This is a genomic window from Pseudomonas sp. GL-RE-29 (assembly GCF_019947275.1).
Taxonomy (GTDB): domain Bacteria; phylum Pseudomonadota; class Gammaproteobacteria; order Pseudomonadales; family Pseudomonadaceae; genus Aquipseudomonas; species Aquipseudomonas fluorescens_A.
On the sequence record NZ_JAGYGD010000016.1, the window covers coordinates 1 to 21,468 of the forward strand.

18 protein-coding genes are annotated in these 21,468 nt (G+C 58.3%); 14 read left to right on the forward strand and 4 right to left on the reverse strand.

The annotated features are described in order from the left end of the window. Positions 1–8 precede the first annotated feature (8 nt). The 5 genes from KGB21_RS29460 (at position 9) to KGB21_RS14810 (ending at position 3,069) form a co-directional block, all read left to right on the forward strand. Entirely contained in the window at positions 9–1,019 is a 1,011-nt protein-coding gene (locus tag KGB21_RS29460) for a phage tail protein (RefSeq protein WP_411741398.1), read from the forward strand. Beyond that, positions 1,020–1,355 (forward strand): hypothetical protein, encoded by a 336-nt coding sequence (locus KGB21_RS14795; RefSeq protein ID WP_223505514.1) that lies wholly within the window; start codon positions 1,020–1,022, stop codon positions 1,353–1,355. Further along, a complete protein-coding gene (locus KGB21_RS14800) occupies positions 1,352–1,717 on the forward strand; it encodes a phage tail protein (protein ID WP_223505515.1) in 366 nt (121 codons plus the stop codon). Before KGB21_RS14795 ends, KGB21_RS14800 begins: the two co-directional genes overlap by 4 nt. 59 nt (positions 1,718–1,776) lie before the next feature. After that, positions 1,777–2,388, forward strand: coding sequence for a glycoside hydrolase family 19 protein (locus KGB21_RS14805; protein ID WP_223505516.1), 612 nt, complete (start codon positions 1,777–1,779; stop codon positions 2,386–2,388). Positions 2,389–2,472: 84 nt separating this feature from the next. Next, positions 2,473–3,069, forward strand: a complete 597-nt coding sequence (locus tag KGB21_RS14810) for a hypothetical protein (RefSeq protein ID WP_223505517.1) — start codon at positions 2,473–2,475, stop codon at positions 3,067–3,069. On the opposite strand, the gene KGB21_RS14815 is transcribed toward KGB21_RS14810, so the two are convergent. Continuing rightward, positions 3,007–3,387, reverse strand: a complete 381-nt coding sequence (locus tag KGB21_RS14815; RefSeq protein WP_223505518.1) for a hypothetical protein — start codon at positions 3,385–3,387, stop codon at positions 3,007–3,009. The genes KGB21_RS14810 and KGB21_RS14815 overlap by 63 nt on opposite strands. 536 nt (positions 3,388–3,923) lie before the next feature. Between KGB21_RS14815 and KGB21_RS14820 the strand changes: the two genes are divergently transcribed. Further along, the gene (locus KGB21_RS14820; protein ID WP_223505519.1) at positions 3,924–8,759 is read left to right on the forward strand and encodes an NEL-type E3 ubiquitin ligase domain-containing protein; all 4,836 of its coding nucleotides are present in this window, start codon (positions 3,924–3,926) and stop codon (positions 8,757–8,759) included. Positions 8,760–8,769: 10 nt separating this feature from the next. Here KGB21_RS14820 and mnmC read toward each other — a convergent pair whose 3' ends face one another. Then, positions 8,770–10,749, reverse strand: a complete 1,980-nt coding sequence (gene mnmC / locus KGB21_RS14825) for a bifunctional tRNA (5-methylaminomethyl-2-thiouridine)(34)-methyltransferase MnmD/FAD-dependent 5-carboxymethylaminomethyl-2-thiouridine(34) oxidoreductase MnmC (protein ID WP_223505520.1) — start codon at positions 10,747–10,749, stop codon at positions 8,770–8,772. 250 nt (positions 10,750–10,999) lie between these two features. On the opposite strand from mnmC, the gene pap reads away from it, so the two are divergent. Further along, positions 11,000–12,514: a polyphosphate:AMP phosphotransferase gene (gene pap, locus KGB21_RS14830; RefSeq protein ID WP_223505521.1), complete on the forward strand. Its 1,515-nt coding sequence runs from the start codon at positions 11,000–11,002 to the stop codon at positions 12,512–12,514. Positions 12,515–12,616: 102 nt separating this feature from the next. Next, positions 12,617–13,801: a thiolase family protein gene (locus KGB21_RS14835; protein ID WP_034151040.1), complete on the forward strand. Its 1,185-nt coding sequence runs from the start codon at positions 12,617–12,619 to the stop codon at positions 13,799–13,801. A gap of 139 nt (positions 13,802–13,940) precedes the next feature. Here KGB21_RS14835 and KGB21_RS14840 read toward each other — a convergent pair whose 3' ends face one another. Then, positions 13,941–14,135 (reverse strand): DUF6316 family protein, encoded by a 195-nt coding sequence (locus tag KGB21_RS14840; protein ID WP_223505591.1) that lies wholly within the window; start codon positions 14,133–14,135, stop codon positions 13,941–13,943. Between the two features lie 210 nt (positions 14,136–14,345). Here KGB21_RS14840 and KGB21_RS14845 point away from each other — a divergent pair, with 210 nt between their 5' ends. Next, positions 14,346–15,299: a DMT family transporter gene (locus KGB21_RS14845; RefSeq protein ID WP_223505522.1), complete on the forward strand. Its 954-nt coding sequence runs from the start codon at positions 14,346–14,348 to the stop codon at positions 15,297–15,299. A 97-nt stretch (positions 15,300–15,396) separates the two neighbouring features. Here the strand turns inward: KGB21_RS14845 and KGB21_RS14850 are convergent, their stop codons facing one another. Continuing rightward, positions 15,397–16,791, reverse strand: a complete 1,395-nt coding sequence (locus tag KGB21_RS14850; RefSeq protein ID WP_034151038.1) for a class II fumarate hydratase — start codon at positions 16,789–16,791, stop codon at positions 15,397–15,399. A 192-nt stretch (positions 16,792–16,983) separates the two neighbouring features. Between KGB21_RS14850 and KGB21_RS14855 the strand changes: the two genes are divergently transcribed. The 5 genes from KGB21_RS14855 to KGB21_RS14875 all read left to right on the forward strand — a co-directional run bounded on the left by KGB21_RS14855 (position 16,984) and on the right by KGB21_RS14875 (position 21,358). Continuing rightward, positions 16,984–17,508: a DUF2059 domain-containing protein gene (locus KGB21_RS14855; RefSeq protein ID WP_034151037.1), complete on the forward strand. Its 525-nt coding sequence runs from the start codon at positions 16,984–16,986 to the stop codon at positions 17,506–17,508. A gap of 12 nt (positions 17,509–17,520) precedes the next feature. Further along, positions 17,521–17,820, forward strand: coding sequence for a BolA family protein (locus KGB21_RS14860; protein ID WP_034151036.1), 300 nt, complete (start codon positions 17,521–17,523; stop codon positions 17,818–17,820). 144 nt (positions 17,821–17,964) lie between these two features. Beyond that, positions 17,965–18,906 (forward strand): rhodanese-related sulfurtransferase, encoded by a 942-nt coding sequence (locus KGB21_RS14865; RefSeq protein ID WP_223505523.1) that lies wholly within the window; start codon positions 17,965–17,967, stop codon positions 18,904–18,906. A gap of 39 nt (positions 18,907–18,945) precedes the next feature. Further along, a complete protein-coding gene (locus tag KGB21_RS14870) occupies positions 18,946–19,548 on the forward strand; it encodes a DsbA family protein (RefSeq protein ID WP_223505592.1) in 603 nt (200 codons plus the stop codon). Continuing rightward, complete coding sequence (locus tag KGB21_RS14875) at positions 19,541–21,358, forward strand: ABC transporter ATP-binding protein (RefSeq protein ID WP_223505524.1); 1,818 nt, start codon at positions 19,541–19,543, stop codon at positions 21,356–21,358. Before KGB21_RS14870 ends, KGB21_RS14875 begins: the two co-directional genes overlap by 8 nt. The last annotated feature ends 110 nt before the right edge of the window (positions 21,359–21,468 follow it).

Sequence of the window (21,468 nt, forward strand, 5' to 3'; positions counted from 1 at the left end):
GAAGCACCATGCCTTGGTATAAAGCCGGGACGGTCTCTGTCACCCAAAATTCCAATGCCGTGCTTGGTGCGGGCACTGCTTTTATTGCCAATGCTCGGGTCGGCGATGCATTCCGCGGGCCGGACGGTGGCTGGTATGAGGTGACCAACATCGCCAGCGACACGGCCTTGTCGATCTCGCCAGACTATCAGGGCGCAACCAACGCCGCCGGCGTCTACGCATTGGCGCCGATGCAGGGTTACGTCAAAGACTCGGCCGATGCCCTGCGAGCACTGGTGAATCAGTATGGCGCCAAGCTGGCTGCGCTGGGCACAACCGGCAACTACGACGTATTGCCCGTAAACAAGGGTGGTACAGCTGCAACTACTGTGGGCGCCGCTCCGTTCGTAGGTAAAGGGATCATTAACACGGCAGACGGGACAACCTTAGCTTCCGCCACAACTCCAAGCATCGCCACGATCAGCTCAAGTGGTCACGACAGGGATACACCGCTCACCCTGTCCAATGCTTCAAACAACGCTGCTTCTGCGGTCATGTCATTTCTTCGCGAGGGAACCTACGGCCTGCACTTTGGATTGGACACGGATAACCGATTAAAACTCGGGGGCTGGTCTTATGGTGCGGTTGCTCGTGCGATTTACCACGAAGGAAACATCGTCGGGACAGTATCGCAGTCCGGCGGCGTTCCCACTGGTGCCATCATCGAAACTGGAACAAACGCCAACGGCACATACATAAAGTACGCCGATGGCTCAATGGAATGTCGCGGGAGCACGATAGGTGGGATAGATCAATCCACTACCTCGCAGGCATATTCTGCGACTATTGGTTTTCCTGCTGCATTCATTAATGCGGCGTACGTTGTCTTGGTAAATATTTCAGGAGTTAACGTATCCAACGTATTCCAAGGTTATTGTCGTGCCAGCCCATCCACACCTGGAGCATTCTCACTTATCCAATATTGGAACTATGTGCAGACTTACTCATATACCTATATTGCCAAAGGAAGATGGTTCTAAATGAATATTAAACTTTCCCCACAGCGTCGCGATGACACGCTGGAAGTATCTCGCGCTGGCGCCACTCTCATCATCAATGGCGAGGCGTTCGACTTCTCTAAAATGGCCGATGGCGATTCGCTTCCGACCAGCGCGATCAACTCCCCGTGGTTTGCCGGCCAGGTCGACAACGTCGGTGGAGAACTTGAACTGACGCTGATCCTGCCGCTTCCAGTTAACTACAGCCCAGAGCAGGCATTTCCTGTTCCGCTTGAAAACGTCCCGAATGGACCGGTAGTTTTTCCCGCTCCCCTGCCGGAACCTTCAACAACTACGGCTCCGGAGGTCGTTGAATGAATATCGACTGGTCACAACTCATCACGAAGGCAATGAAGGACGCTGCTGCGCAGGCCGCACAACTCGCCGTCGCGAAGGCCGAGTTATCCGCGAGGAATGCCAAGTCACTGACACAGATCGCTCGCATTCAGGATCGGATCGACACGCTCGGCTACGGCATCGATGCGGGAGAGGCGACTGAAGAAGATGAGGCTGAGCAGGCCGCTCTGCTGATCAATCTCAAAGCTTGGAAAACCTACAAGTTCGCATTGGGCAAAGTGACGGCTCAGCCGACTTGGTATGCCGCTCCGGTATGGCCGACTGAGCCAGCGGTTCCGGTCATTACGGCCGACCCAGAGTCGCTGGTCACCGAACTGACCTAACGCGCAAGCAATACAAAGCACCCGCCATCGAGCGGGATTTTTTTGCCTGGAGAAAAGTGATGCCGATCACCCAGCAGCAATTGCTGCAGATCCTCCCGAACGCCGGCCCAGTTGCCGGCGTCTTTGTGTCCGCACTGAATGACGCGATGACGCGGTTCAACATCGAAGGTCGGCTGCGTGTCGCCGCGTTCCTGGCGCAGATCGGGCACGAGTCCGGCCAGTTGCGCACGCTGGTCGAAAACTTGAACTACAGCGCCGAGGGACTGATCCGCACTTGGCCGAAGCGGTTCAACCTGATGACAGCTACCAGTGTCGCGCGCAAGCCCGAGCAGATCGCAAACATCGTCTACGCTTCGCGCCTGGGCAATGGGCCTGCCGTGACGGGCGACGGTTGGCGGTACCGGGGCAGGGGGCTGATTCAGGTCACGGGCTGGGTCAACTATCAGGCGTGCGGCTCGGCGCTGAGCGTTGATCTGCTCAGCAAGCCAGAATTACTGGAGCAGCCGGGTTATGCCGCGCTGTCAGCTGCATGGTTCTGGTCGAGCAATGGCCTGAATGAACTGGCGGACGCGGAAAGGTTCGAGGCGATCACTCGCAAGGTGAATGGTGGCTTGAATGGGCAGGCTGATCGACTGGCTATTTACAAGCGCGCGCTGGAGGTACTGGCATGACCAGCGACATGCTTGGTGGAGTGGCCTTGCCTAAAATCTTGTGGATCGACACACTCTCGCCACCCCTTTAGAGAGAATTGCTCAATGCTGACATCGGACGTTATATCGATTCTCCGCTGGGAAATTGATTCGGCAAAAAAGAAAGGACTATCAGAAGTTTCACTCGAAAGCCTTTCTAATCTGGTAGGCATGATTGAGACAGAGTCACATCAAACACCAGAAGGTGTTGATCGCGAACAGGCACGCATTGAGCAATTCAAGTCCAGCTTGGTGGATTGGCAAAATGACAATCAGCGTAATCATGAAAGTCAGATGGAGATGTTGCGGGCGACTATCGCGACTTCGCACCTCGCTATAAAGAGTGCCTTAATAATAAATGGTGGTGCTGCTGTCGCATTTCTTGCGTTCCTTGGAACCGCTTGGTCGCGATTCAGCGGGGCAGCGGTTAAGGGGCTTTTGGCTTCGTCACTTGAGCATTTCGTTATGGGGGTCATGTTCACGGGAGTCGGAGCGGGCGTGGCATATATCTGCCAAGCAGCATTCGGTGACGAATTTGGTAAGCACAGCGAGAAGATTGGTGGCGTGCTGCGCTGGTTAGCAGTTTTTCTAGTTCTCGGTTCATTTTGGAAGTTCTACGAGGGATGCCAGGTCGCGCTCAAGGCTTTCATAATCGGCGGGTGATCCTTTCCGCCTTCTCGCCTGTAACTCGCGAATGACCACTTCTTTTTGATCGAGGATTCTCGTCAAGCTTTGGATTTGCGATAGCTGATCGGTGGTCTCGGCTTCGAGGTTCGCCATCCAGATACGTTTCCGTTCGAGCTCGGCAGACAGTTGGTCGTTCATTTCGACGAGAGTGGAAATGGTTTCTTTAGCCGCCCTCAGCTGGCGTTTCAGATTTTGGACGTCTTCCTCGAGCATACTTGCGTAATGCTTGACGGTTTCAAACTGGGTCGGATTGCCCAGCCAGTCGCTGGTGTCTTCGATTTCGTACGGGTCCACGGTTGCGCCTTGCGTATACTGTTCGGATATACAGTAATCGAGGCGTGTTATTTCTGCGAGGGTGAGTCGACGAGCGATTGCTTTGAGTGATGATGTTCGTTCGGCAGGACGCCGTGGGAAGGGATGGAGCTCGTACCAATTTTTGTACCAATCAATGTTCCCTTGAGGGACTCTCCGGGGCCTCAGAAGACGCTGAAACCCCTTGTCTAGCGCCTTTGGAATACGCCAGCTAATCCGCACATAAATTCCTTACCGGTTTTTCCGTTGGGGAGGGTCAATCGATTCCGCGCCAAAATGGCGGGTACTCAGAAACTGACCCGCCTCGGTAGTGGGAGTTTTAGAACGATCAGTTATAAGCGCGAACGGCTATGGCGCAGCCCAATAGCAGAACGTGCTCAATTGAGTGCGGTAGATAGTTATCTCAAACATGCAGATTTCTGCTGTGTTCCCCATGAATCCGTGCAGGAATTCGCGTTATTTTCCCAAGCGCCAACTGGTTAAGGTGACTGCTCGAATCTGCAATAAGGAGATTGCTGATGGCTACCACCGAGACCACACCCGAGACCGTTGTGCCGTTGACTCAGGAAGAGAAGCTGGCCGCGTTGCTCGACGCCACGGGCGATCTGGACACCGCCCAGGTGCTTGAAAAAACCTTGCCAACATGGCTGGCCCAAGCCAAACCCGAAATGATCGGGGCGCTGGATAAAACCCTTCGTGAATTTCAACTCTGTCAGGCGAAAGTCGATACGAACCTGCGCAAGTTGCAGCCGCTGAAAGTGTTTTGCATCGAGGCGCTGACCTTGGCCCTCGGTGCCAAATGGCCAGCCCGTTTCGATGTCGAAAACGACCACCTGGAGTTGCCCGGCGCTGATTGCGGCTGCAGCGATACGCCGCCGTCATCGGGTGCGACCCATGCAGTGCCTGCGGCTACTCACAGCTTGCTGGAAGCGGCCATGCAGAACTTCACCGAGGATGAAGCGGCGACCGATGGTTTTCCCGCGGGCAGCGTTGTGCGGGTGACCAGTGCGCCGGCCGGCGTCGCCGAGCTAACGCCGCAAGCCTTTGCCACGTTTTGCCGCGAGCTGGATCTGGGGAAACGCTATCAGGAGCATTTCCAGGACGTTTTCGGCCTGACCAGCCGGGATGGCAAAGTGGTCGCCACCGGTGCCCAAGTGCCTGACATCAAGCAGCTCAAACGCCTGTTGATGTTGATGGACACCCACATGGCGTTGATGAAAGGTCATATCGACGAGGCGATCTACAAGGCCCTGCTGACCATGTTCGGGCCCGAGACCGGCCACACTCTACAGGCGTCAACCCTGGTTCACGGCGCCAAAACGCTGATCATGCAGGGCATTGAAATACACAACTGCTGCGTGTGGGGCGTGGTGGTGTTTTCCGTGCGCTCTGTCGAGGAATACCCCGACGAGTGGTGTCTGGTTTACATGCCGGGTGAACCCCATCGGCCTCTTTACGAATACTCGAAGTTTGCTGACTTCAAGCAATACCTGACCCTCAAGCTCAGCGTCGGCAGTTACAAGGACTACTTCGCCCACAGCATCGATGAAGACGACAAAGCGGATTTTTTTGCCACGTTCGATGAGACCCGTAGCCTGGGGTTTATCAAGCAACTGCCAATCACCACATCACTTTTCGATTTCATGCTTCAGAGCCAAGTGGGCAAGTTGCAGGTCGACGCCAGGAAACTGGCCGTGCCCACTACCGATGTTGATGAAGACGCCCGTCAAAAGCGCTTGCTCAAGTATCTCGACCTCGGTTTGACCCTTGGTACGGTTGCGGGGCTTTTCGTTCCGGTGGTGGGGCAACTGATGATGGGCGTGGCACTCGGGCAATTACTGGCCGAAGTTTATGACGGCGTGGAGGATTGGACTCAGGGGGACAAGGACGAAGCGCTCGCGCACCTGCTCACTGTCGGGGAAAACATCGCGCTGATGGGGGCCTTTGCGGCAGGACAAAAGCTGGTGAGCAAACTCGCGACCAAGGTCGTCAGCTCCCATCCGGAATTTTTCGGTCAGTTCCTGCCCATTCTCAAGCCCGGCGGTGGGCTTCGTCTGTGGAAGTCAGAACTTGCGCCCTATGAGCAATCGTTTACGTTCGATGAAGAAAACGTTGCCGATGCCAAGGGGCTCTATCGGATCAATGATCAGACTTACATCCAGATCGACGGCCGCGTCTTTTCAGTCGGTTTCGATTCGGCCGCAAAAACCTGGCACATCAAGCACCCCACGCGTTTCGGTGCCTACGAACCGCCCCTTGAACACAATGGCGAGGGGGGCTGGCGACAGCCCTTCGAGCGCACGGAGGAGTGGGCCCATGGCGCTTATGCTCTCAAGCGAATCAACTCGCATCTGACCGCAATCGACGACAGTCGTCTGGAGAAAATCCGCAAGGCAACCGGTACTTCGCTCAGCCAGTTACATCGTTTGAGTGAAGAAAACCTGCGCTTGCCCGCCCGCCTGAAAGATTCGGTCGAGCGCTTCAGGCTGGAGCATCAGTTGCGTCAATTCATCTCGGCCATGGAACGTGGCGAAACGACGGGCAATCGCTATGTGGAGGAACAACTTCACACGTTGCCAAGGCTGGCCGGGTGGCCGACTGATCGTTATATCAAAGTGCTCAATGAACAACTTGAGATCACCGCGTCGTACCCGAAAAACGCCGACGTGGAGGACGACGTTCTGAGTGTTGACATGACCCTCGACCAGTTGGCCAAGGGTCAGTTGCTGGATACGGTTGTGGCCGGGTTGTACTCGCACGAAGTCGATGCGTTGCTGGGCGTGAAAAGCGAAAAGACGGCGCAAAGCCAATTGCTGGCAAAGAAACTGGGAGCGGCGATCAAGACAGACCCCAAGCCATTGTTTGATCATCTATACGAAATCCATGACCGCAGTTTGGTGGGTGATGTGCATAAAGTGCGCAGCGTATTTCCGGAGATTCCCGCACGTGTGGCCCGAGAGTTGATTGATGGGGCGTCGAGTGTCGAACGCTTGCACCTGAGAGCGACCGGGCGAGTACCCATGGAATTGGCGCAGAACATTCGCGCGGCATCGGCTGAGGTACGTCTGGACCGGGCGCTCGCCGGGTTTTACTTGCCGGCGATTGCCGGGGCCGACAGTGAAAAACTTGGCATTCAGTTTCTCAGTCGCTTGACGGACTGGGACCACAACATTCGACTGGAGCTGCGGGAGAACACACCCAAAGGCAAGCTTCTGGAAAGCGTTGGCAGCGACACCAGCGATACGGCGCTCAAGTGCATTGTCGTCAAGTCGGGGAAAAGCTACAGGCCATTCGGCAGCGACGGCAAATCTCTAGGGTCCGCTTCAACGGGGCCGAACGGTCTCTTTGATGCAATCATCACGGCGATACCGTCACCGCAGCGTCTTGCTTTCGGCTTCACGGAAACCGGCGATGGTGGGCGTCTGCGTGCTCGTTTGCTGGAGAAAGTCATCGAGGAGCGGACGGAGGCTAGGCAATTCCTGTCCACCGGTACGATAGAACCTGCACCCACAGAGACGGGTTGTACTCTAGGCGATTCCCCTGTCGCTGCCACCAATCACTCGAAGCGATTGGTGCGCAAGGTCAGGAAACTCTATCCGCTGTTCTCCGAGATAACTGCCGGCACATTTCTCGATGAATTGGGCAGTGATCATTTGGCCCGGGCGAATGCGGTCAAACAGCTTCAGCAACAGCTGACGCAGTTACGCACGCTGCTTGAGACGTGGAGTATCGATGAAGCTGACTGGAAGGATGTGGGCGGCGAGCGCGGCGAATACCTGCGTAGCCGCAGCCAAGTGGCGGAGATCATCGAGGACAGCTGGCGACGTTTGTACAGCGTGCTCAACGATGGGACTTCGAGCCTGAAGCTGGACGGCATGCGGATTGGAAAACTGCCGATCCTGCCAGCCGAAATCTCCTTCGACCATGTAAGCCGTCTATCGCTGAAGAACATGGCGTTGGGTAACGACGTCGCCTATTTCATTAAAGCGTTCAAGAAGGTTGAGTCCATTCAGCTCGACAACAACAAGCTCACATTGCTGCCGGAGGTTTTGTCGTTGATGCCCGGTCTCAAGCAACTCAGTCTGGAGAAAAACCAGATAAAACTGACGGAACAGACACTGCTAAAGCTCTCCAACCTGCGCACACTCGAAACCTTGAACCTGGGCTATAACCCGCTCGGTGCTACACCGGACGTGAGCAAAATGTTCGATCTGCGTTTCCTCTCCGTGCGCGAAACCCGCGCCACGGAGTTGCCCAAAGGGCTGTCGCGTCTGCCCAATCTGGATCGTGTGGACCTGCGCGACAATGACATCAAGGACTTGCCAGACTGGCTGTTCAGCAGTCCGCGCCGTTTCAGCGAGACGATCAATTTGCGACACAACTCTCTGTCGGATACGAGCCTCACCCGGCTCAAGGAGTATCGCGACAGCGTGGGTACCGGCATGGGCTACCTTGAGGACGACATCACACGCCTGAACGAACAGGCTGCACGGTCGCTTTGGTTGCCGGAAATTGCTGGCGAGACATTTAACAAGCGAAACGCGATCTGGACCGCACTCAAGGACGATCCGCAGACCGATGGGCTGTTTCGGTTGCTGTCGGAACTGATTCATACCGCCGATTCCGAACACGTGCAGGAGGACATGACCCTTCGTGTCTGGCGGGTATTGGAAGCGGCCGAGGGCAATTCAGCGCTGCGAGAACACGTACTGGAACTGGCGGCCAACCCGATCAACTGCACGGATTCGGCGGCATTGAATTTCAGCCATCTGGAAGTGGCGGTGGAGATCGACAGGGTGATCAATCCTGCTGGCGGCAAGCAATCGACGGCGGCGCCGCTGCTGAAATTGGCCCGTGGCCTGTTTCGCCTGGATCAACTGGACCGTATTGCCCAGGAACATATCAAGGACAACCCGACGGTCGACCCCCTGGAAGTAAGCCTGGCCTATCGAACCGGTCTGGCGGAGCATTTCGAGTTGCCGGGTCAGCCACGGCACATGCGCTATGCGTCTCTCAGTGGTGTTACTCGAACAGCTCTGGACACGGCGCAAACTCGAGTGACATCCGCAGAACTGTCACCCGAACTCCTGAAGTTCTTGGTAAAGCAGCCTTTTTGGACCGATTACCTGAAGCGCAATCACCCACGTCAATTCGTTTCAGTCGACGAAACATTCTCGGCAAAGATCGAGGCGGTATTCGATAAGGCCGACAGTCTCACCACCGGTAGTTACCTCACTCAACTCAATGTGATCAAGGTTGCCAAAGAGGACGCCGAAAATGCGGTTCTGGAACGCTTGACCAACGATGCCTTGAGACTGGTTGATTTGGGGCTCTGTGCTGTTCCGGGCGATTGAGTGACCGGGGCTACTTACCCCGGATCAAGCGCCGCAAGGCAAACCGGTTGGGATGACAGGCTTCGGCGACGCTTCTGGGCAGGGGCAGGGGCTCGTTATCCAGCCAGGCCGCCAGCAGTTCTCCGGACAGCGGCGCCGTGATCAGGCCGCGTGAGCCGTGGCCACTGTTGACGTACAAACCGTCAAGCCAGGGGCATTCGACGTCCGGCACCTGTCGGGCGTCCTTGCTCAGTGCGGCATAGGCCTGGGCGAAGGCTTGATGGTCAGCCAAGGGCCCGACGATGGGCAGGTAGTCGGGGCTGGTGCAACGAAAGGCTGCGCGTCCTTCAAGGTGTTCCGGTTCAAGTTCATTCGCCTGCAGGCGTATGACCAGGTCGTGGGAAATCTCCTCAAGCATGGCCAGATTGCCCAAGTGTTCGGCCGTGGTCGGGGTCAGGTCGTCGCTCTTGAAATCGAAGCTGGCCCCCAAGGTGTGTTCGCCCAGGCGCGCGGGGGCGACATAACCTTCGGCGCAAACCACCGTGTTCAGCGCCTGGCTTTGCGCTGTTTGTGTCAGACGAGTGATTTGCCCGCGTATGCGCTTGAGCGGTAGCTCGGCACTTTCGGAAAAGCGCTGGATCTCGGCGGCGCCGGCCAGCACCACCACCGGTGCGCTGGCGAGCAAGCGTTCGCCGTCCCAGGCTTGCCACTGGCCATCGGCCTTGCGCAGTTCGAGCACATCGTGGTGCGCGAGCACTTGGATCTGTGGGTGCGCAGCCTGCCATTGGCACAACGCCGGTGGATGGACCCAGCCACCTTCCGGGAAATACAGGCCGCCGTGGGTCAGTCCGATTCCGGCCCGGGCTTGTGCCTGGGGTTGATCCAGCAGGTGCAGCAAGTCCTCGGGAAACGCCGCCGCCAATTGCATCTGACGTTCGGCTTCCTTGGCATTGAACGCCAATTGCAGCACGCCGCAATCGTCCCAGTCGATGCCCCGTTGCAAGTGTTCGAGTTGGCGTCGGGTGTAGCCGAAGCCGCTGACGATCATTTGCGATAGCGCCGTGCCGTGGGCTGATAATTTGAGATAAAGCACGCCCTGAGGATTGCCCGAGGCTTCCTGGGCGATGGCCGAGTGTCGCTCCAGCACGCTCACCTGCCAGCCCCGCGCAGCGAGGCTGGCGGCGCTGGCGCAACCGGCGAGACCGGCACCGATCACCAGGGCGCGGCGTTCACCGGTCAGCGGCGCAGGTCGGGCGAACCAGGGTTTGTCGGGAGCGGGGACCGGAACGTCTGACGGCCAGCCTAGGAATTCGCCGCGCAGGATTTCCCATTTATGGCCGATGCCCGGCGTGCGTTTCATCTTGAAACCGGCGGCGTTCAGCAGGCGCCGAACCCAACCGGTGCTGGTAAAGGTGCTGATGGTCGAGCCGGGTGCGGCCAATCGCACCAACTCGGCAAACAGTTCAGCCGTCCACATGTCCGGATTTTTCGCCGGGGCAAATCCGTCGAGAAACCAGGCATCGATTTGTGCATCGAGTTGCGGCAACTGCTCCAGTGCATCACCGATCAGCAGCGTCAGGGTGACCCGGCCGTCGGCCAGTGTCAGGCGTTGGAAACCTTGGTGAATGGCCACGTATTGCGCCAGTAACTGATCGGCAAACGCTTTGAGTTCCGGCCACAGCGCCAGGGCACGCTGCAGGTCGGCGGGGCTCAATGGGTATTTTTCGACACTGACAAAATGCATCCGCGCGCCGGCTGCTGCATGTTGCTCGAACACCTGCCAGGCGCACAGAAAGTTCAGCCCCGTGCCGAAGCCTGTTTCGCCGATGACCAGACGTCCGCCCTGTGGCAGTGCGGCGAAGCGTTCGGCCAAACGGTTCTGCTCAATGAATACGTAGCGGGTTTCGTCCAGCCCCGATTTATCGGAGAAATACACATCGTCGAACACGCGCGAATGCGGTCGACCCTGGTCGTCCCAGTCGAGCTGGGCGTGGGGCATTACAGGTTTCATGGCAGGCTCGGCAACGGCAAGGCGGCCATTCTAGCCGATCACGGGGGCGGTGCCTGATCCGCCTTTGTGGCGAGGGTGCTTGCTCCCGCTCGGGTGCGAAGCAGCCGCAACGTTTTTTGGGGACGGCTGCGCTGTCCTGCGGGAGCAAGCTCCCTCGCCACGAGTTTCTCGGCGGCTTTAAAAATTGGATTTCTCCAACGATGCAGAGGTCAATCCGCTAGTCTTGCTCACATCTGGAAGGGAGTCATTCATGTTCGAATCTGCCGAAATCGATCACACCATCGACAAAGAAACCTACGACGCCGAAGTGCCGGCCCTGCGTGAAGCCTTGCTCGAAGCGCAGTTCGAACTTCAGCAGCAAAAGCGTTTTCCGGTGATCATTTTGATCAACGGTATCGAAGGCGCCGGCAAGGGCGAGACGGTCAAGTTGCTCAACGAATGGATGGACCCGCGCTTGATCGAGGTCCGCACCTTCGATCAGCAAACCGACGAAGAGCTGGCGCGACCACCCGCCTGGCGCTATTGGCGGATGCTCCCGGCCAAGGGGCGCATGGGCGTTTTCTTCGGCAACTGGTACAGCCAGATGCTCCAGGCGCGGGTTCATGGCGTGATCAAGGACCCGCGTCTGGATCAAAGCATCAATTCGGCCGAGCGCCTGGAAAAGATGCTCTGCGATGAAGGCGCGCTGATCTTCAAATTCTGGTTTCACTTGTCCAAGAAACAAATGAAGGCGCGCCTCAAGGCGTTGGCTGACGACCCGTTGCACAGCTGGCGCATCAGCCCTCTGGACTGGCAGCAGTCTGAAACTTACGACCGTTTTGTAAAGTTTGGCGAACGGGTTTTGCGTCGCACCAGCCGCGACTACGCACCGTGGCACGTGATCGCCGGGATGGACCCGCGTTATCGCAGCCTGGTGGTGGGCAAGATTTTGCTTGAAGGCCTGCAGGCCGCACTGAAACGACCGCAAATTCATCCGGAAAAAGTCAGCGCTGCGCCGGTTTTTCCCAGTGTCGATCAGGTCAACCTGCTCGACAGCCTCGACCTGAACTTGCGTCTGACCAAGGACGATTACGAAGAACAACTGATCACCGAACAGGCACGGCTTTCCGGGCTGCTGCGCGACAAACGCATGCGCCGCCACGCGCTGGTCGCGGTGTTCGAAGGCAACGACGCGGCGGGCAAGGGTGGGGCGATCCGCCGGGTCGCTGCGGCACTGGACCCACGGCAATACAACATCGTGCCGATTGCCGCACCGACAGAAGAGGAGCGTGCGCAGCCGTATCTCTGGCGTTTCTGGCGGCATCTTCCGGCGCGCGGCAAATTCACCGTGTTCGACCGATCCTGGTATGGCCGGGTGCTGGTGGAGCGAATCGAGGGCTTTTGCAGCCCGGCGGATTGGTTGCGGGCCTACAGTGAAATCAACGACTTCGAAGAACAGGTCGCCGACGCCGGGGTGATCGTGGTCAAGTTCTGGCTGTCCATCGACAAGCAGACGCAACTGGAGCGATTCCAGGCGCGCGAAAACATTCCGTTCAAGCGCTTCAAAATCACCGAAGACGACTGGCGCAATCGCGATAAATGGGATGCCTATCGCGCCGCCGTCGGCGACATGGTTGACCGCACCAGCACCGAGATTTCGCCGTGGACGCTGGTGGAAGCCAATGACAAACGCTGGGCGCGGGTGAAAGTGTTGCGCACCATCAATCTGGCCATTGAAGAGGCGTTCGAAAAGTCCGACAAACAGGCGCGCAAACACAAGAAGTGAGCCGATGGCTGCGCATACGCGGGATGAATGATTGTCGCGGTCGGTGACGGGGTGGGCATATGCTCGATCCACTCTCAACCGACAACAACAATGAGGTATGCCATGCGTGAAGTGGTGATCGTCGACAGCGTACGGACCGGCCTGGCCAAATCCTTTCGCGGCAAATTCAACATGACCCGTCCGGACGACATGGCGGCTCACTGCGTCAACGCATTGCTGGAGCGCTCGGGCATTGACCCGGCCAGCGTCGAGGATTGCATCGTCGGTGCCGGCTCCAACGAAGGCGCGCAGGGCTACAACATCGGGCGCAACGTCGCGGTGCTCTCTCGACTGGGCACCGGCACCGCGGGCATGACCCTCAACCGGTTCTGCTCGTCGGGCTTGCAGGCGATTGCCATCGCCGCCAACCAGATCGCCTCGGGCTGCAGCGACATCATCGTCGCCGGTGGCGTCGAGTCGATCAGCCTGACCATGAAGAGCGTCAACACCGACAACCTGATCAACCCGCTGCTCAAGGAGCAGGTGCCGGGCATCTACTTCCCGATGGGCCAGACCGCCGAAATCGTCGCTCGCCGTTACAACGTCAGCCGCGAAGAACAGGATCTGTACGCCCTGCAAAGTCAGCAGCGCACTGCCCAGGCGCAGACCGCCGGGCTGTTCGACGATGAAATCGTGCCGATGGCGGTGAAGTATCGCGTTGAAGACAAGGCCACCGGCCAGGTGCAGATTCTCGACGGCGTGGTCGATCGTGACGACTGCAACCGCCCGGACACTACGCTGGAAAGTCTTGCCGGGTTGAAACCGGTGTTTGCTGAAGACGGCTCGGTGACGGCGGGCAATTCTTCGCAGCTGTCTGACGGCGCCTCGATGACGCTGGTGATGAGCCTGGAAAAAGCGCTGGAACTGGGGCTCAAGCCGATAGCCTTTTTCCGGGGTTTCACCGTGGCCGGTTGTGAGCCGGACGAAATGGGCATCGGCCCGGTGTTCTCGGTGCCGAAGTTACTCAAGGCCAAGGGCTTGCAGATTGCCGATATCGATTTGTGGGAACTCAACGAAGCCTTCGCCTCGCAGTGCCTGTATGCGCGTAATCGTCTGCAAATCGATAACGACAAGTACAACGTCAATGGCGGTTCGATTTCCATCGGCCACCCGTTCGGCATGACCGGTTCGCGTCAGGTCGGGCATCTCGTGCGTGAGTTGCAGCGACGCAATTTGCGTTACGGCATCGTGACCATGTGCGTGGGTGGCGGGATGGGGGCTACCGGGTTGTTTGAGGCGGTTCGCTAAATACTTTGAGTATTTTTAGTGACTGTTAGATTGCTATCGCGGGCAAGCCCGCTCCCACAGTGATTGGTGGTGATCACAATGATTGCGAACGCCACAAAACCTGTAGGAGCGGGCTTGCCCGCGATGCAGGCGCCCCGGTTTACCGGCTCATCTGCAAAACCTGCACCCGCTCGATATACGCCTGAATCTCCCGCAACGCCTCATCCCGACTCTCGAACGGCCCCTCATGGGTGTTTTCCCGAGTGATGAAATACAGCATTCCATTCACACGGCATAACCGGTCACTGCGAAAATGGGTGGCGGGGCCGCTGTCCTGGGCGCGCATGCCGTACATGGCGATCTCCTGATGGATGTTCATGTTTATGGATCCAATCAGCTTAAGCATGAACCACTTGCCGTGCCTGGCCATCCGATCGACGGCAACTCGCCAAATTAATGGTGCGACCTGCACAGTTTCATTCGCGTCCTGCCGCCAACTGTCCCTGTGTGCTTCAAGGGGGTGCGCCTAGAATGACGGTTCTTGAAAGTTGGCTTTGGGGTTCACATGCACGTTTCGTCGGGTCGCTGGGTTTACGGTCTGTTGCTGGCCTTGTTGACCGCGTTGTTGTGGGGAATCCTGCCGATCAAACTCAAACAAGTGTTGCTGGTGATGGACCCGGTCACGGTGACCTGGTTTCGCCTGATGGTCTCCGGTGGCTGTCTGTTCATTTACCTGGCGGCGACCAAACGCCTGCCCAGTCGCAAAGTGCTCGGCCCGCGCGGAGGCTGGCTGGTGCTGATGGCGGTGCTCGGACTGGTGGGCAATTACGTGCTGTATCTGATGGGCCTGAACCTGCTCAGCCCTGGCACCGCACAACTGGTGGTGCAGATGGGGCCGATCATGTTGCTGATCGCCAGTGTCTTTGTGTTCAAGGAACGCTTCAGCCTGGGGCAGGGCATTGGTCTGTTGGTGCTGCTGGTCGGTTTCGCGCTGTTTTTCAATCAGCGTTTGAGTGAACTGCTGACCTCGCTCAGCGATTACACCGCTGGCGTGCTGTTGGTGTTGTTGGCATCCACGGTGTGGACCTTTTATGCGCTGGGGCAAAAGCAGTTGCTGACGGTGTGGAATTCGTTGCAGGTGATGATGGTGATCTACCTGTTCTGCGGTTTGTTGCTGACGCCATGGGTGCATCCGCTGGAAGCGCTGCAATTGAATCCGCTGCAAGGCTGGCTGCTGCTGGCGTGCTGCATGAACACCCTGATCGCGTATGGCGCGTTTGCCGAGGCGTTGGCCCATTGGGAAGCGTCGCGGGTGAGTGCGACATTGGCGATCACGCCGTTGGTGACGTTTGGTGCGGTGGCACTGGCGGCCTGGTGGTGGCCGGAGTATGTGCAGGCCGAGACGATCAATGGTCTGGGGTATGGCGGGGCGGTGCTAGTGGTGTTGGGATCGGCATTGGTGGCGTTGGGGCCTTCGTTGATAGCCGGGCTCAGGGCTCGGCGGATGCGCATGGCCTGAAGATCAAAAGATCGCAGCCTGCGGCGGCTCCTACAGGGAATGCGTACCCTCTATAGGAGCTGCCGCAGGCTGCGATCTTTTCGCTTTACTGCAAAAATCAGCCCTTGGCCCCAGCCTCCAGCATATTCTCCGGCCTTACCCACTCATCAAACTCTGCATCGGTCAGATACCCCAATTGCAGTGCCGCTTCGCGCAAGGTCAGCCCTTCGGCATAGGCTTTCTTGGCAATCTCCGCCGATTTGTCATAGCCAATGTGCGGGTTCAGTGCCGTTACCAGCATCAAGCCTTGTTCCAGGTGCTCAGCCATTTTTCCTGCATCCGGCTCCAGGCCAGCGATGCAATGCTGCTGGAAGTTGCTGCAGCCATCGGCCAGCAGGCGGATCGATTGCAGCAGGTTATGGATGATCACCGGTTTGAACACGTTCAGTTGCAGGTGACCCTGGCTCGCGGCGAAACCGATGGCGACGTCGTTGCCCAACACCTGACAGGCCAGCATCGACAGTGCTTCACACTGGGTCGGATTGACCTTGCCCGGCATGATCGAACTGCCCGGTTCGTTGGCTGGCAGTTTGACCTCGGCGAAACCGGCACGGGGGCCGGAACCCAACAGGCGCAAGTCGTTGGCGATTTTCATCAGCGTCACGGCCAGGGTTTTCAGCGCACCAGATAGCGTGGTCAGCGGCTCATGGCCGGCGAGGGCAGCGAATTTGTTGGGGGCGGTGATGAACGGCAAACCGGAAAGAGCGGCCAGCTCGGCGGCGATGGCCTCACCGAAACCGTGGGGCGAATTGAGCCCTGTCCCGACCGCCGTGCCACCCTGGGCCAGTTCACAGACCGCCGGCAATGCGCTGCGGATCGCCCGTTCGGCGTAATCCAGTTGCGCTATAAACGCCGAAACTTCCTGGCCGAAAGTAATCGGCGTCGCGTCCATCATGTGCGTGCGCCCGGTCTTGACCAGTTTCATGTGCCGCGCCGCAAGCTCGGCCAATCCGCCAGACAATTCGCTGATCGCCGGCAGCAAATGCTGCTGTACGGCCTGCACGGTGGCGATGTGCATGGCGGTGGGGAAGCAGTCGTTGGAACTCTGGGAGCGATTGACGTGATCGTTGGGATGCACCGGGGACTTGCCGCCGCGCGGGTTGCCGGCCAGTTCGTTGGCGCGCCCGGCGATCACTTCGTTGACGTTCATGTTGCTCTGGGTGCCGCTGCCGGTTTGCCAGACCACCAGTGGAAACTGATCGTCATGCTGGCCGTCGAGGACTTCGTCAGCCGCTTGCTCGATCAACCGGGCAATGTCGGCGGGCAGGTCGCCGTTACGATCGTTGACCCGTGCCGCGGCTTTCTTGATCAGCGCGAGGCTGTGCAGCACTGCCAGTGGCATGCGTTCGTTGCCGATGGCGAAATTAATCAGCGAGCGTTGCGTCTGAGCGCCCCAGTAGGCTTCATCCGGGACTTCAACCTGGCCAAGGCTGTCGGTTTCGATACGGCTCATCGTGCACACTCCTGTTGGTCTGATTGCGCAGTTTAGGCCGTGATCGCCGGCCGTGGTTCCATCAGTCTCGATTCTGCTCATTCAACCCCTCTAAATCAGGCGCGACAAGGCTTGGGGTTGAGCGACACACTTTTTTAGGCGCAGAATGGACGTCCTTGGGGTTTTACCTCGCCTGCTAGAAAAGGAAACTCGATGACTCGTCTTCGCGCCATCTGTACCGCGGTTGCACTGGTTTGCGCCAGCGGCCAGGTTTTTGCCGATACCGCCAGCCACAACGCCAGTGCCGAGGCTTTCCTGACCCTGGCGCATGCTGACAAATTGGGCACTCCGGTGTACATGCAAGTGCAGCAGATGTTCGCTCAGCGCTTCCAGCAAACCAAAGCCCCGGAATCGAAAAAAGCCGTACTGGAAACCTACCAGGCCAAGGCTAACGCCGCCCTGGACCAGGCCATTGGCTGGAACAAGCTGAAACCGGACATGGTCAAGCTCTACACCACCAACTTCACTGAGTCCGAGCTCAAGGACCTGGTTGCTTTCTACCAGTCGCCACTGGGCAAGAAAGTCCTGGAAAAAATGCCACAGCTGACCCAGCAATCGGCCCAGATGACGCAAGCCAAACTGGAAAGCGCGGTACCTGTGGTCAACAAACTGCTGGCTGACATGACTGCCGAGCTGGACCCGAAAGGCGCCGCCGCTCCAGCCAAGAAAAAGCCTTAAGCGGAGTTCAGTATGACCATGCAACAACGCATCGAATCGACCCTGGGCCTGCTTCAGCCCCAGCATCTTCAGGTGCTGGATGAAAGCCACATGCACAGTCGCGGGTTGCAGACCCACTACAAGGCTGTGGTTGTCAGTGAGCAGTTCGAAGGCCTGAACCGGGTCAAGCGCCACCAGAAAGTCTACGGCACACTCGGCGAGCTGATGGGCGAGTTCCATGCGTTGGCGCTGCACACCTACACGCCAGAGGAATGGGCACAGATCGACGCGGCTCCGGCTTCGCCGACTTGTGCCGGTGGCAGCAAGCACTAAGATCACCACCTGTAGGAGCCGGCAAGCCGGCTCCTACAGGGTTGGCTTTATTTTTGTTAGACTACGCAACGCGCCGCTCACCCGGCGCGTTTTTTTTCGCATCCGGTTCACCCCTTACGAGGGTAGCCACCTGGAGATTTACCCATGACACAACAGATTGTCGTGGCGGCACTGTATAAGTTCGTCACCCTGGAAGATTACGTTGACCTGCGCGAGCCACTGCTCAAGGCCATGGTCGACAACGGCATCAAAGGCACCCTGCTGATCGCCGAAGAAGGCATCAACGGCACCGTGTCCGGCAGCCGCGAAGGCATCGACGGGCTGATGGCCTGGCTGAAGAACGACCCACGCATGGACGACATCGATCACAAAGAGTCGTACTGCGACGAGCAGCCGTTCTACCGCACCAAAGTCAAACTCAAGAAAGAAATCGTCACCCTTGGCGTTGAAGGCGTGGACCCGAACAAAAAGGTCGGCACCTACGTGGATCCGCAGGACTGGAACGCACTGATCAGCGATCCGGAAGTGCTGTTGATCGACACCCGCAACGACTACGAAGTGTCGATCGGTACCTTCGAAGGCGCGATCGATCCGAAAACCACCAGTTTTCGCGAATTTCCCGACTACATCAAAGCCAACTTCGACCCGGCCGTGCACAAGAAGGTCGCGATGTTCTGCACCGGCGGCATTCGTTGCGAAAAGGCTTCGAGCTTCATGCTCAGCGAAGGCTACGGTGAGGTCTACCACCTCAAGGGCGGCATTCTGAAGTACCTCGAAGAGGTGCCGCAGGAAGAAACCAAGTGGCAGGGCGACTGCTTCGTGTTCGATAACCGCGTGACGGTGCGCCATGACCTGAGCGAAGGTGACTACGATCAATGTCATGCCTGCCGTACGCCGGTCAGCATCGAAGACCGTGCATCCGAACATTACGTGGCCGGTATCAGTTGCCCGCATTGCTGGGACAAACTGAGCGAGAAAACCCGTCGCAGTGCCATCGATCGGCAAAAGCAGATCGAACTGGCCAAGGCTCGCAACATGCCGCACCCGATCGGCTACAACTACAAGCAAGCATCCTCCGAGGCCTGAACCATGTCTGCGCGCCGCCTGCTCTATGTGATGGATCCGATGTGCTCCTGGTGCTGGGGCTTTGCCCCGGTTGCAAACGCATTGGTCGAGCAGGCAGCGGCCGCGGGCGTGGACGTACATCTGGTGGTGGGCGGTTTGCGCACCGGCAGTGGCTCGGCGCTTGAACCGACCACCCGGCGCTACATCCTTGAGCACTGGCAAGCGGTCAACGAGGCCACGGGCCAACCGTTCAAACGCGAAGGTGCCTTGCCTGATGGATTTGTCTACGACACCGAACCCGCCTGCCGCGCGCTGGTGACGGCACGCGGCCTGGCGCCGGATTGTGCGTGGAAACTGCTCGGGCTGATCCAGCATGCGTTTTATGCCGAAGGGCGCGACGTGACCCATGCCAGCGTGTTGGTGGAGTTGGCGGAGCGCGCAGGCCTGCCGCGCATCGAGTTCGCCGCCGCGTTTGACCGCGCCGATACTCACGCGGCGACAGCTGCCGATTTCACTTGGGTTCAGGACCTGGGTATTGCCGGTTTCCCTACCTTGCTGGCTGAGCGAAATGGTCAATTGGCGCTGCTGACCAATGGCTATCAACCGCTCAGTGTGCTGTCACCGCTGCTCGGCCGCTGGCTGGAGCGCGCTGCCTGTGCATGATCTGCCTGACGACACCCCCGTTGCCAAGCGTGTCGACCGATTAAGCTGGGCAGAAATCCGTCGTCTGGCCCTTCATCACAAGAAATCCCTGTGGATCGCCAACGGCGTGGCCGTGCTGGCCACCCTGTGCAGCGTCCCGATTCCTTTGCTGTTGCCGTTGCTGGTGGACGAAGTGCTGCTGGGCCATGGCGACGTCGCCCTGAAAATCATGAACCACGCACTGCCGGATGTCTGGCAGAAAGCAGCGGGATACATCGGCCTGATGCTGCTGGTGACCCTGGCCCTGCGCTGTGCTGCCTTACTGTTCAACGTGGTGCAGGCGCGATTGTTTGCGGCGCTGGCCAAGGACATCGTATACCGCATTCGCATGCGCCTGATCGAACGGCTCAAGCGCATTTCGCTGGGGGAGTACGAAAGTCTGGGCAGCGGCACGGTAACCACTCACCTGGTAACCGACCTCGACACCCTGGACAAATTCGTCGGCGAAACCCTCAGCCGTTTCCTCGTGGCCATGCTGACGCTGGTCGGCACGGCGGGCATTCTGATGTGGATGCACTGGAAGCTGGCGCTGCTGATTCTGCTGTTCAACCCACTGGTGATCTACGCCACGGTGCAGTTGGGCAAGCGGGTCAAACACCTGAAGAAACTCGAGAACGACAGCACCTCGCGCTTCACCCAGGCGTTGACCGAAACCCTCGATGCCATCCAGGAAGTTCGCGCCGGTAACCGCCAGGGCTTTTTCCTCGGCCGTTTGGGTCTGCGCGCCAGGGAAGTACGCGATTACGCAGTAAGTTCGCAGTGGAAAACCGACGCCTCGAACCGGGCCAGTGGTTTGCTGTTCCAGTTCGGCATCGATATTTTCCGTGCCGCCGCCATGCTCACCGTGCTGTTTTCCGACCTGTCCATCGGCCAGATGCTCGCGGTGTTCAGCTACCTGTGGTTCATGATCGGTCCGGTGGAGCAACTGCTGAACTTGCAGTACGCGTACTACGCCGCCGGCGGTGCGCTGTCGCGAATCAACGAGTTGTTGTCCCGCGCCGATGAGCCGGAATATCCGAAGGGTGTCGACCCGTTCACTGGCCGCGAGACCGTGGGTATCGAGGTTCAGGGCCTGAGTTTCGGCTACGGCGATGAACTGGTGTTGAACCAGATGGATCTGTCCATCGCCCCCGGTGAAAAAGTTGCGATCGTCGGTGCCAGCGGTGGCGGCAAGAGCACGCTGGTGCAATTGCTACTGGGCCTGTACACGCCACTGGCCGGGACCATTCGCTTTGGTGGTTCGACCCAACAAGAGATCGGTCTGGAGACCGTGCGGGAAAACGTCGCCGTGGTCCTGCAGCATCCGGCGCTGTTCAACGACACCGTGCGTGCCAACCTGACCATGGGCCGCGAACGCAGCGACGAGGCTTGCTGGCAAGCACTGGAAATCGCCCAGCTGCACGCCACCATTCGCGAGTTGCCCAACGGCCTGGACAGTGTCGTCGGACGTTCCGGCGTGCGCTTGTCCGGCGGGCAGCGGCAACGCCTGGCGATTGCACGGATGGTTTTGGCCGAACCGAAGGTGGTGATTCTCGATGAGGCCACTTCAGCGCTCGACGCCGCCACCGAATACAACCTGCATCAGGCAATGGCGCGGTTCCTGAGCAACCGCACCACGTTGATCATTGCCCACCGACTTTCTGCCGTGAAGCAGGCCGATCGGGTGCTGGTGTTCGATGGTGGGCAAATTGCCGAGGATGGCGACCATCAGCAGTTGATTGCCGAGGGTGGTTTGTACGCCAAGTTGTATGGGCATTTACAACAGCACTGATCTCTGTAAGCGTTTGTTTCTCGTTCACCTCCAGTATGCTGTGCCTGAATAGCGCCGGCTTGACACTTGCCGGGAATGCGAACGCCTCCTAGTCTAGCTGTAGCGATTTC

Bases quoted from the DNA above. Each gene is read 5' to 3' on its own strand.
- pap (WP_223505521.1), top strand. From the start codon at position 11,000: ATGTTCGAATCTGCCGAAATCGATCACACCATCGACAAAGAAACCTAC.
- KGB21_RS14810 (WP_223505517.1), top strand. From the start codon at position 2,473: ATGCTGACATCGGACGTTATATCGATTCTCCGCTGGGAAATTGATTCG.
- KGB21_RS29460 (WP_411741398.1), top strand. From the start codon at position 9: ATGCCTTGGTATAAAGCCGGGACGGTCTCTGTCACCCAAAATTCCAAT.
- KGB21_RS14805 (WP_223505516.1), top strand. From the start codon at position 1,777: ATGCCGATCACCCAGCAGCAATTGCTGCAGATCCTCCCGAACGCCGGC.
- KGB21_RS14795 (WP_223505514.1), top strand. From the start codon at position 1,020: ATGAATATTAAACTTTCCCCACAGCGTCGCGATGACACGCTGGAAGTA.
- KGB21_RS14845 (WP_223505522.1), top strand. From the start codon at position 14,346: ATGCACGTTTCGTCGGGTCGCTGGGTTTACGGTCTGTTGCTGGCCTTG.
- KGB21_RS14850 (WP_034151038.1), bottom strand. From the start codon at position 16,791: ATGAGCCGTATCGAAACCGACAGCCTTGGCCAGGTTGAAGTCCCGGAT.
- KGB21_RS14820 (WP_223505519.1), top strand. From the start codon at position 3,924: ATGGCTACCACCGAGACCACACCCGAGACCGTTGTGCCGTTGACTCAG.
- KGB21_RS14870 (WP_223505592.1), top strand. From the start codon at position 18,946: ATGTGCTCCTGGTGCTGGGGCTTTGCCCCGGTTGCAAACGCATTGGTC.
- KGB21_RS14865 (WP_223505523.1), top strand. From the start codon at position 17,965: ATGACACAACAGATTGTCGTGGCGGCACTGTATAAGTTCGTCACCCTG.
- KGB21_RS14860 (WP_034151036.1), top strand. From the start codon at position 17,521: ATGACCATGCAACAACGCATCGAATCGACCCTGGGCCTGCTTCAGCCC.
- KGB21_RS14840 (WP_223505591.1), bottom strand. From the start codon at position 14,135: ATGTACGGCATGCGCGCCCAGGACAGCGGCCCCGCCACCCATTTTCGC.
- KGB21_RS14835 (WP_034151040.1), top strand. From the start codon at position 12,617: ATGCGTGAAGTGGTGATCGTCGACAGCGTACGGACCGGCCTGGCCAAA.
- KGB21_RS14855 (WP_034151037.1), top strand. From the start codon at position 16,984: ATGACTCGTCTTCGCGCCATCTGTACCGCGGTTGCACTGGTTTGCGCC.
- KGB21_RS14800 (WP_223505515.1), top strand. From the start codon at position 1,352: ATGAATATCGACTGGTCACAACTCATCACGAAGGCAATGAAGGACGCT.
- mnmC (WP_223505520.1), bottom strand. From the start codon at position 10,749: ATGAAACCTGTAATGCCCCACGCCCAGCTCGACTGGGACGACCAGGGT.